Raw genomic sequence first — 10,409 nt, forward strand, 5'->3', positions numbered from 1 at the left:
GCGCTGGGCGAGGCGCACGCCACGAAGATCCACAAGATCATGGACATGGCGATCGCGGCGGGTGCGCCGCTGGTGTCGCTGAACGACGGTGCGGGTGCCCGGATCCAGGAGGGTGTCTCGGCGCTGGCCGGCTACGGCGGCATCTTCCAGCGCAACACCCGGGCCTCGGGGGTGATTCCGCAGATCTCGGTGATGCTCGGGCCGTGCGCGGGCGGCGCGGCCTACAGTCCGGCGCTCACCGATTTCGTGTTCATGGTGCGTGAGACGTCGCAGATGTTCATCACCGGCCCCGATGTGGTCAAGGCGGTGACCGGCGAGGAGATCAGCCAGAACGGGCTGGGCGGTGCGGACGTGCACGCGCAGACCAGCGGCGTGGCGCACTTCGCCTACGACGACGAGGAGACCTGCATCGCCGAGGTCCGCTACCTGTTGTCGATGCTGCCGTCCAACAACCGGGAGAACCCGCCCACCGCGCACAGCGACGATCGGGCCGACCGGCGCTCGCAGGTGCTGCTGGACCTGGTGCCCGCGGACGGCAACCGCCCCTACGACATGCACCAGGTCATCGAGGAACTCGTCGACGACGGCGACTACCTGGAGATCCACGAACGCTGGGCGCGGAACATCATCTGCGCGCTGGCCCGCCTGGACGGGCAGGTGGTGGGCATCGTCGCCAACCAGCCCCAGGCGCTGGCCGGCGTGCTGGACATCGAGGCCTCCGAGAAGGCCGCCCGGTTCGTGCAGATGTGCGACGCGTTCAACATCCCGATCCTCACCCTGCTCGACGTCCCCGGCTTCCTGCCCGGCGTCGACCAGGAACACGGCGGCATCATCCGCCACGGCGCGAAACTGCTCTACGCGTACTGCAACGCCACCGTGCCGCGCATCTCACTGATCCTCCGCAAGGCGTACGGGGGCGCGTACATCGTCATGGACAGCCAGTCCATCGGCGCCGACCTCACCTACGCCTGGCCCACCAACGAGATCGCCGTCATGGGCGCGGAAGGCGCGGCGAACGTCATCTTCCGCCGCCAGATCGCCGACGCCGAAGACCCCGAGGCGATGCGCCGGCGCATGGTCAAGGAGTACAAGGCCGAGCTCATGCACCCCTACTACGCCGCAGAACGCGGCCTCGTCGACGACGTCATCGACCCGGCCGAAACCCGCGAGGTCCTCATCGCCTCCCTCGCGATGCTGCGCACCAAGCACGCCGACCTGCCCTCCCGCAAACACGGCAACCCCCCGCAGTAGGGGCACCGCCGGCGGCCTGATCCCCCCATCCGCTCCCGGGCCCGTCAAGCCCCCCCTTCGGTCCCCCGACCAGCGGGCCCCTACCCCCTGGAGACATCTCTTGCACAGCACCCGGCCGTCCCTTGCGGCCGAACGCGACCCCAGGCGCTGGGTCATCCTCGGCGTGATCTGCCTGGCCCAGCTCGTCGTCCTGCTCGACAACACCGTCCTCAACGTCGCCATCCCGGTCCTCACCACCGACCTGGGCGCCAGCACCGCCGACATCCAGTGGATGATCAACGCCTACGCGCTGGTGCAGTCCGGGCTGCTGCTCACCGCGGGCAGCCTCGCCGACCGCTACGGCCGCAAACTGCTGCTGATGGCCGGACTGGTCCTGTTCGGCGCCGGATCCGCCTGGGCCGCCTTCGCGCAGGACTCCGCGCAGCTCATCGCCGCCCGCGCCGGGATGGGCGTGGGCGGCGCGCTGCTGGCCACCACCACCCTCGCCGTCATCATGCAGGTCTTCGACGACGAGGAACGCCCCCGCGCGATCGGCCTGTGGGGCGCGGTCTCCTCCCTGGGCTTCGCCGCCGGACCCCTGCTCGGCGGCGCCCTGCTCGACCACTTCTGGTGGGGCTCGATCTTCCTGATCAACCTCCCCGTCGCCGCCCTGGGACTGCTCGCCGTCGCCCGCCTGGTGCCCGAGACGAAGAACCCCGAAGGCAAACGCCCCGACCTCGTGGGCGCCCTGCTGTCCACCGCGGGCATGGTCGGCGTCGTCTACGCGATCATCTCCGGCCCCGAACACGGCTGGACCTCCCCCCAGGTCCTGCTGCCCGCCGCCGGCGGCGCACTGGCCCTGGCCGCGTTCGTGCGCTGGGAGCTGCACATCCCCTTCCCCATGCTCGACATGGGCTTCTTCACCAACCGCCGCTTCAACGGCGCCGTCGCCGGCGGCCTGCTCGTCGCCTTCGGCATGGCCGGCTCGCTGTTCCTGCTCACCCAGCACCTCCAACTCGTCCTCGGCTACGACGCCCTGCAGGCCGGCCTGCGCACCGCGCCGCTCGCCCTGACCATCGTGTGCCTCAACCTCGCCGGCATCGGCGCCAAACTCCTCGCCACACTCGGCACGGCACGCAGCATCGCCCTCGGCATGAGCCTGCTGGCCGCGGGCCTGACCGCGGTGGCCGTCCTCGGTTCCGGCACCGGCGCACACTACGGCGGCATGCTCGCCGGCCTGCTCCTGATGGGCAGCGGCATCGCCCTGGCCATGCCCGCCATGGCCACCGCCGTCATGTCCTCCATCCCGCCCGCCAAAGCAGGAGCCGGCGCCGGCGTGCAGGGCACCATCACCGAATTCGGCGGCGGCCTGGGCGTGGCGATCCTCGGCGCGATCCTCGGCTCCCGCTTCGCCGCCCACCTGCCCGAAGCGATCACCGGAGCCGGCTCCCTCGACGCGGCCCTGCGCGACGCCACACCCCGCCAGGCCCCCCAGATCCACGACGCGTTCGCCGACGCGGTCAGCACCAGCCAGCTCATCGGCGCGGCCGCCGTCTTCACCGGCGGCCTGCTGGCCGCCCTCCTGCTGCACCGCGCCGACCGCGCCACAACCACCGAGACCACACCCGCCCCGGCCACCCCGCAGGAGGCCACCACCACCTGACCGCCCGACGCAGCAGCCCCTGCCCCCCGGACCACCCGGCGGCAGGGGCCGCTGCACCGGCGAGGCTGAAAGGCGCCCCGCGGCAGTAGTCGGGTCGACGGGGGGCATCTCCGGTTGCGCATGCGCCCACGGACCTGCGGGCAGGCCCGGTCCGGGTGCCTGCGGGGGCTTCCGCCCCCACGGGCCCGGCGCCTCACACCGGCGGGGCTCAAAAGGCGCCCCGCGACAGTAGTCGGGTCGGCGGGGGCGCGTTGCGCGTGCGCCCGCGGAGGCCCGGGGGGAGGGCCCGGCCCGGCACGGGCGCTGCGGGGGCCCGGCGCGGCTCGAACACCCCACCGGGGCCGACATGGGCCATGGCCGGTTGAGTTGCCGAGAGCGGGAGATGGTCCGCCACGGTGGCTTGCCCGGAACCATTGCAGGGCCGGGTGCCACCGGAGCTTTGCCCACGGCCCCGCGTCTCGAGCGCCGGCGAGGCTGAAGATCGCGTGCCCGTCGGCCGGCCCCGGGGCCCGGCGGACACGCACGCCCCGCCTCTCGAGCGCCGGGCGATCTGAAGGTGCGCCGGCGCGTACCCCCGGTGGGGCTCCGGTGGGGGAGTGCCCGCTGCGGGTGGGGCTTCGAGCACCGGCGAGGCTGCCGCGTCCACCCGGTCGGGGCGGTCGGCGAACGGGCTGCTGCAGTGGGTGCCTGACGCTCCCCGCACGGCCCCCCAAAAACAGGGGGCCGCCACGGCCGGGCGGGGCGACCAGGACCACCCCCGCCACCGGGGCGGGGCCGAGCACCGGTTGTCCGCCCCTGTCCGCGTGTGCCTGGCACGCCCCTGCCCGTCGGGGGAAGCGGTTCAGTGGCCCGGGACGCCGCCCTGGCCCCAGCGGCGTGGGGGGATCGCCGACAGGGCGATCCATGTCTGGTCGCGGATGTCCTCGCCGAACACATCGACCGTGGCCTGGGTCAGACGCTCGATCAGCTCCCGCTCGGACTGCTCGTCAAGACGGCGGTCGTAGATCTTCACCTCGATGAACGGCACAGCGCCCACCTCACTTCCTGCCTCTTTCGGCATGGTCATATGCGGGCGGCGCCCACCGGGGCCGCGGGATCGTAGGCCTCGTGCAGGGCGCGGGTGACCGCCGTGACCATGTGGTCGACCTGCGCGTCGCTCAGGCCCGGATGGCAGGGCAGGTTCATGTGCTCGCCGAACCAGATGCGTTCGGCCTGCGGGCACTCGCCCGGCCCGTGGCCGCGCAGACGCCACTCGGGGGACAGGTGGAGCGGGAAGTACCGCAGCTGCACCTCCACCCCCAGCGCGTCCAGGACGCGCACGAACCGTTCGCGGACCTGGCGGCCGCCGGTGAGGAAGAACGTGTACAGGTGGTAGGCGTGGCGGCTGTCGGGTGCCGCGCGGTGCAGCCGGGTGCCCGGCACGGTGGAGACGGCCGCGTCGAGCCGGCCGGCGATCTCGCGGCGGCGGGCCACGAAACGCTCCAGCGACGCGAGTTGAACCAGTCCCACCGCTGCTGCCGCCTCCGACATCGTGGCGTTGGTGCCCGCGGCGCGGATCCCCACCGCCCGGTGCCGGTAGACACCGTCGGCGAACTTCATCCACGGCAGCAGCGCCGGCGCCGTCGCCTGCCCGGCGGGCAGCGCCGCATACACGCCGTCGGCCTCGTTGTCGCGGATCCGCAGGATGCGTTCGGCCCACTCGTCGCGCGCCAGTGTGATCATGCCGCCCTCGCCGAGGGTGGTGATGTTCTTCGTCGAGTGGAAACTGAAACAGCCGATGTCGGCCAGCGCGCCCGGCCGCCTGCCCCGGTAGCGGGCGCCCAGCGCGTGCGCGCTGTCCTCGACGACGATGATCCCGCGGCGCCGCGCCAGGGCCATGATGCGGTCCATGTCGGCCACCAGGCCGCCGTAGTGGACCAGCAGGATCGCCCGCGTGCGGTCGGTGATCAGCGACTCCAGCACCACCGGGTCGATGTTGAGGGTGTCGGGGTCGATGTCGCAGAACCGGACCCGCACGTCGTGGTCGAGCAGCGGCTGCACGGTCGCCTGGAACGTCTGCGGCGTGGCGATCACCTCGTCGCCCGGCGCCAGATCCAGCATCCGCACCGCCAGCTCCAGCGCGACGGTGCCGCTGGTGACGCTCAGCGCGTGCCGGGCCCCGCTGAGCTCACGAAACCGCTCCTCGAACCGGTCGCGCCACATTCCCGACGTCAACGGCCCGTCGCCGTGCACGAGTTCGGCCAACGCCGCCAGGTCCGCCTCGCCCACGACGCTGCCGCGCCGCGCGAAGGGAACCCGGTAGCCGCCCGAGGGGGCCGCGTTCATGCCGCCTCACCCGCCCCAAAGGTGGCGGTGGCCGCTTTGGCGGCGATGTCGGCGGCCAGCGCCTTCTTGTCGACCTTGTTGAGCCCGGTCAGCGGGAACGCCTCGACGACCTCCACATGGTCGGGCAGCTTGTAGGCGGCCAGGCCCCGCGCCCGCAAAAGCCGCCGCAGCTGCGCGAGAGTCGGTGCGCTGCGGCCGGGCGCGGGCACGATGTAGGCGCAGACCTTCTCGCCCAGCACCGGGTCGGGCATCGCGACGACCGCCGCCTGCTGCACGTCCTCGTGCACGCCCAGGTGCCCCTCGACCTCGGTCGCAGAGACCTTGTCGCCGCCGCGGACGACGACGTCCTTGACGCGGCCCTCCACCACGATCTCCCCGGTCTCGGTGAGCCGCACCAGATCGCCGCTGCGGTAGAACCCGTCCGCGGTGAACGCGCGGGCATTGTGTTCGGGCGCACGGTAGTAGCCGCGCAGCGTGTAGGGGCCGCGGGTCAGCAGCTCCCCGATCTCGCCCACCGCGACCGGCCGGTCCGATCCGTCCACGACCCGTATCTCGTCCCCCGGCGACACCGGCCGGCCCTGGGTGCCCAGCACCACCTCGGGCGCGTCGTCGTCACGGGTGAACGTCAGCAGCCCCTCGGCCATGCCGAACACCTGCTGCAGCCGCACCCCCAGCTCCGGCCCGATCCGACTCGCGACCTCCCGGTGCAGCTTGGCGCTGCCCACCTGCACCACCTGAAGGCTGCTCAGGTCGCGGCCGTGGCCGGTGGCTGCCGCCGCCAGCCACAGATGCACGATCGTGGGAATCAAAGAGGTCAGCGTGACCCGTTCGCGTTCGATCAGCGCGAAGCACTCCTCGGGCTGCGCGCTCAGCGCGAACACCACCCGCCCTCCGCTGTGCAGGGTGCCCAGGATGCCGGGGCAGCCGAAGGGGAAGTTGAACTCGGCCGGCAGCACCGCCAGATACACGCTGTCCCGGTCCAGGCCGCAGATTTCGGCGGTGATCCGGCTCTGGTAGGCGTAGTCGTCATGGGTGCGCGGGATCAGCTTCGGCAACGCCGTCGTGCCGCCCGACAGCAGGAAGAACGCCACCTGCGAGGCGTCCGGCTCGCTCAGCGGCCGCGGATCACCGTCCACCTCGGACAGCCACGTCACCCCCTCGGCCTGCGGCACCTCCCCCCCGCCGCCGGCACCGGCACCGGTACCGGTGTTGGTGGGGGTGTCGGTGAGGAACACGTGCCGCAGCTGCGGATGCTCGCTGCGCATCCGCACCGCCAGCTCGACGTGGTCGAAACCGTTGAACGAGGCGGGCACGATGTAGGCACAGGCCCCCGACAGACGCAGCAGATGCCCGATCTCGTTGCTGCGGTAGGCGGGCAGCGCGAACACCGGCAGCGCCCCGAGGCGGAACAGCGCGAAGCAGACCGCGACGAACTCCGGCGTGTTCGGCAACTGCACCAGCACCCGGTCGCCGGCGCCCACACCCCGCTCGGCGAACCCGGCCGCGAGCCGGTCGCACCAGCCGTCAAGGGCCCGGTAGGTGATACGGCGGCGCCCGTCCGCGCTGACCAGCGCCTCCCGCTCGCCGTAGGAGTCGGCCCACTGACCCAGCAGCCGGCCCAGCGGCTCACCGCGCCAGTACCCGGCCTGTCGGTACCTGGCGGCCAGCTCGGCGGGCCAGGGAACGCATCCGTCCAGCATCGTGGGTCCTTTCCCATCTCGTCCCTCGCATCAGGCCCAGTGTCGTCAGCGCCGTTGACACGCCGCTGATGCGCGCCGCCGCCGACGCCGTGTTCCGTCAGGCGCCGATCAGGGCGGCGTCAGCCGGGCCGGACAGGATGAGCGCCGCACGGCCCGGGCACCTTCGGGCACCGGCGACACGATGCGATCAAGGGGAGCACCCGATGGAGACCTGGGTCCTGAGCCGGCACGATGTCGCCGAGGTGGTGGCCGCCGTCGGACGCGATGCGCTGATGCGCCGCATCATCGACCGGCTCGCCCAGGGGTTCGCGGAAGTCGGCCGCGGCGAGCGGGAACTGTCCCCGCCACGCGGCGGGTTCGAACGCACGCATCCCGCACCCGGCATCTGGGAATGGATGCCGCACCGCACCCCGGGCAAGACCATCACCCTCAAAACCGTCGGCTACAGTCCCGCCAACCCCGCCCGCTTCAACCTGCCGACCATCGTGGGCACCGTCGCCCGCTACGACGACACCACCGGCGCGCTGACCGCCCTGATGGACGGGGTGCTGCTCACCGCCCTGCGCACCGGCGCCGCCTCCGCCGTCGCCTCCCGCCTGCTGGCCCGCCCCGACAGCCGCACCCTGGGACTGATCGGCACCGGCGCCCAGGCCGTCACCCAACTGCACGCCCTGTCCCTCGTCTTCCCCCTCCAGCGGGTGCTGGTGTGGGACAGCGAGAGGGCGCACCGCGACAGCTTCGCGCGCCGCGCCGCGTTCACCGGCCTGCCCGTCGAGATCGCCCCGCCGCACACGATCGCCGCGCAGGCCGACATCATCACCACCGCCACCTCCGTGCCCCAGGGCCACGGCCCCGTCCTGCCCGACACCGACCACATCCGCCCGCACCTGCACATCAACGCCGTCGGCGCCGACCTGGTCGGCAAGACGGAACTGCCGCTGAGCCTGCTGCGCCGCGCCCACGTCCACCCCGACCACCTCCAACAGGCCCTGCACGAAGGCGAATGCCAGCGCCTGAGCGCCCACGAGACGGCCCCCGCGCTGCCCGACCTGTGCGCCGATCCGCAAGCCGCCACCCCCCACCACGGCGCGCTGACCGTCTTCGACTCGACCGGCTTCGCCCTCCAGGACGACCTGGCGATGGAGGTGTTCCTGGACGTCGCCGCCGAACGGGACCTGGGCATCAGGCTGCCGATCGAGCACCACCCGGCCGACGCCCTCGACCCCTACGCCCTCACACCCCCGCACCGGGCCCGGCCCCGGCCCCGTGACCGGCACCTGCTGCCGGCCCCGGCCCCGGCCCACTGACCACATTCGCGAGGAGAGCACGATGCCCCCCACCACCGCGCCCGCCGCCCGTCCCACCCTCGCCGACGGCACCGGCAACCTGTTCGCCTGGCTGGCCGCCATGCGCCGGGACCACCCCGTCCACGAGGACGAGTACGGCGCCTTCCACGTCTTCCGCCACGCCGACGTCCTCGCCGTCAGCTCCGACCCCCAGCTCTACTCCTCCCAGCTCAGCCGGCTGCGCCCCGAGTCGACGGCGCTGAGCGAACAGATCCTGTCGGTGATCGACCCGCCCCTGCACCGCACCCTGCGCCGCCTGGTCAGCCAGGCCTTCACCCCCCGCACGGTCGCCGACCTCGAGCCGCGGATCACCGAAGTGGCCGCCCAGCTCCTCGACGACCTCGACGGCGACACCTTCGACCTGGTCACCGACTTCGCCTACCCGCTGCCCGTGATCGTGATCGCCGAACTCCTCGGCGTGCCCGCAGCCGACCGCGCCCTGTTCCACTCCTGGTCGCAGAAAATGCTGCAGATGCAGGTCGCCGACCCGGCCGACATGCAGTTCGGCGACGAGGCCGGCGAGGACTACGAACGGCTCGTCAAACAACCCCTGCGCGACCTGCACGCCTACCTCCAGGACCACGTCAGCGACCGCAGGGCCCGCCCCGGCGGCACCGACCTGATCTCGAAACTGGTCACCGCCCGCGTCGAGGGCGAACAGCTCAGCGACACCCAGATCGTCGAGTTCGGCGCCCTGCTGCTGATGGCCGGCCACGTGTCCACCTCCATGCTGCTCGGCAACACCGTGCTGTGCCTGGCGGCCAACCCCGAAGCCGAAGCCGCCGCCCGCACCGAGCCCGGCCTGATCCCGCAGGTCGTCGAGGAAACACTGCGGATGCGGCCGCCGATCACCGTCATGGCCCGCGTCACCACCCGCGACACCGTCCTGGCCGGCACCCCCGTCCCCGCCGGGCGCATGGTCGTGCCCTCCCTGCTGTCCGCCAACCACGACGAGCAGGTCTTCGCCGACCCCGAACGCTTCGACCCACGGCGCTTCGACCCCGAACGGGCAGCCGGCCGCCAGATCGCCTTCGGCCACGGCATCCACTACTGCCTGGGCGCCCCACTGGCCCGCCTCGAGGGCCGCATCGCCCTCGAGGCCCTCTTCGACCGCTTCACCGACATCACCATCACTGCCGGCGCACCACTGCGCTACCACCGCGACGGGCTGTTCGGTGTGCGGAACCTGCCGCTGACCGTACGGCGACGCTGACACGAAAGGGGGCACCCGGTGCGCACCGTGCGAACCCTGCTGATCGACAACTACGACTCGTTCACCTACAACCTCTTCCAGATGCTGGCCGAGGTGAACGGGAGGGCACCCCTCGTCGTCAAGAACGACGACGAGAGCACCTGGGCGGCCCTGCACGTGGGCGACTTCGACAACATCGTCGTCTCGCCCGGCCCCGGCCACCCCGCCACCGACACCGACGTGGGCCTCAGCCGCCGCGCCCTGACCGAATGGGACCTGCCGCTGCTCGGCGTGTGCCTGGGCCACCAGGCCCTGTGCCTGCTCGCCGGCGCCGCCGTCGGCCACGCACCCGAACCCGTCCACGGCCGCACCAGCGACATCCACCACGACGGCACCGGCCTGTTCCGACACATCCCCTCACCACTGACCGTGGTGCGCTACCACTCGCTGAGCGTGCACAGCCTGCCCGCCGAACTCGAGGCCACCGCCCACACCCACGACGGCGTCCTGATGGCCGTACGCCACCGCACCCGGCCCCGCTACGGCGTGCAGTTCCACCCCGAATCGATCAGCAGCCAGTACGGCCACCGCATGCTCGCCAACTTCCGCGACCTGTCCCTGCGCGCCCGCGGCCGCCGCCCGGCCCCCACCGAACGCCTCTTCACCCCACCCACCCCCACCCCGCCCACCACCGCGGCCGTCGCCGCGGCGGAGCAGGTGCAGGGCCCGTACCGGCTGCACGTGCGCGAGGTGGACCACCTGCCCGACGCCCACGCCGCCTTCACGGCCCTGTTCGGCGAGACCGAGGCCCGCTTCTGGCTCGACAGCAGCCGCGTCGAACCGGGCCTTGCCCGCTTCACGTTCCTGGGCGCACCCGCCGGCCCGCTCGGCGAAACCCTCACCTACCACACGCACGAGCAGGCCGTGCACGTCCGCGACCACCACGGCACCAC

At 72.5% G+C, this 10,409-nt stretch carries 8 protein-coding genes; 5 read left to right on the forward strand and 3 right to left on the reverse strand.

Annotated features, from left to right (window positions below; genetic code table 11):
* Positions 1–1,251 (forward strand): acyl-CoA carboxylase subunit beta (locus ABZ070_RS31870; protein WP_356638935.1); only part of this gene is annotated, 1,251 nt, incomplete at its 5' end.
* Between the two features lie 100 nt (positions 1,252–1,351).
* Positions 1,352–2,893 carry an MFS transporter gene (locus tag ABZ070_RS31875; RefSeq protein WP_356638937.1) on the forward strand — a complete coding sequence of 514 codons (1,542 nt, stop codon included), beginning with the start codon at positions 1,352–1,354 and terminating at the stop codon, positions 2,891–2,893.
* Positions 2,894–3,734: 841 nt separating this feature from the next.
* Here ABZ070_RS31875 and ABZ070_RS31880 read toward each other — a convergent pair.
* Genes ABZ070_RS31880 through ABZ070_RS31890 form a run of 3 tightly spaced genes read right to left on the reverse strand, consistent with a single transcriptional unit; the run spans position 3,735 to position 6,918 of the window.
* A complete protein-coding gene (locus ABZ070_RS31880) occupies positions 3,735–3,929 on the reverse strand; it encodes a tautomerase family protein (RefSeq protein ID WP_356638939.1) in 195 nt (64 codons plus the stop codon).
* Between the two features lie 26 nt (positions 3,930–3,955).
* Positions 3,956–5,218 (reverse strand): DegT/DnrJ/EryC1/StrS family aminotransferase, encoded by a 1,263-nt coding sequence (locus ABZ070_RS31885; protein ID WP_356638941.1) that lies wholly within the window; start codon positions 5,216–5,218, stop codon positions 3,956–3,958.
* Positions 5,215–6,918 carry an AMP-binding protein gene (locus ABZ070_RS31890; RefSeq protein WP_356638943.1) on the reverse strand — a complete coding sequence of 568 codons (1,704 nt, stop codon included), beginning with the start codon at positions 6,916–6,918 and terminating at the stop codon, positions 5,215–5,217. Before ABZ070_RS31890 ends, ABZ070_RS31885 begins: the two co-directional genes overlap by 4 nt.
* 203 nt (positions 6,919–7,121) lie before the next feature.
* Here ABZ070_RS31890 and ABZ070_RS31895 point away from each other — a divergent pair, with 203 nt between their 5' ends.
* The 3 genes from ABZ070_RS31895 to ABZ070_RS31905 all read left to right on the forward strand — a co-directional run.
* Positions 7,122–8,225 carry an ornithine cyclodeaminase family protein gene (locus ABZ070_RS31895; protein WP_356638945.1) on the forward strand — a complete coding sequence of 368 codons (1,104 nt, stop codon included), beginning with the start codon at positions 7,122–7,124 and terminating at the stop codon, positions 8,223–8,225.
* A 22-nt stretch (positions 8,226–8,247) separates the two neighbouring features.
* The gene (locus ABZ070_RS31900; protein ID WP_356638947.1) at positions 8,248–9,477 is read left to right on the forward strand and encodes a cytochrome P450; all 1,230 of its coding nucleotides are present in this window, start codon (positions 8,248–8,250) and stop codon (positions 9,475–9,477) included.
* An 18-nt stretch (positions 9,478–9,495) separates the two neighbouring features.
* On the forward strand, positions 9,496–10,409 hold a 914-nt coding region (locus ABZ070_RS31905), incomplete at its 3' end, for an aminodeoxychorismate/anthranilate synthase component II (RefSeq protein WP_356638949.1).

This window comes from Streptomyces sp. NPDC006283, from assembly GCF_040613325.1.
Classification (GTDB): domain Bacteria; phylum Actinomycetota; class Actinomycetes; order Streptomycetales; family Streptomycetaceae; genus Streptomyces.

Bases quoted from the DNA above. Each gene is read 5' to 3' on its own strand.
- ABZ070_RS31885 (WP_356638941.1), bottom strand. From the start codon at position 5,218: ATGAACGCGGCCCCCTCGGGCGGCTACCGGGTTCCCTTCGCGCGGCGC.
- ABZ070_RS31900 (WP_356638947.1), top strand. From the start codon at position 8,248: ATGCCCCCCACCACCGCGCCCGCCGCCCGTCCCACCCTCGCCGACGGC.
- ABZ070_RS31895 (WP_356638945.1), top strand. From the start codon at position 7,122: ATGGAGACCTGGGTCCTGAGCCGGCACGATGTCGCCGAGGTGGTGGCC.
- ABZ070_RS31890 (WP_356638943.1), bottom strand. From the start codon at position 6,918: ATGCTGGACGGATGCGTTCCCTGGCCCGCCGAGCTGGCCGCCAGGTAC.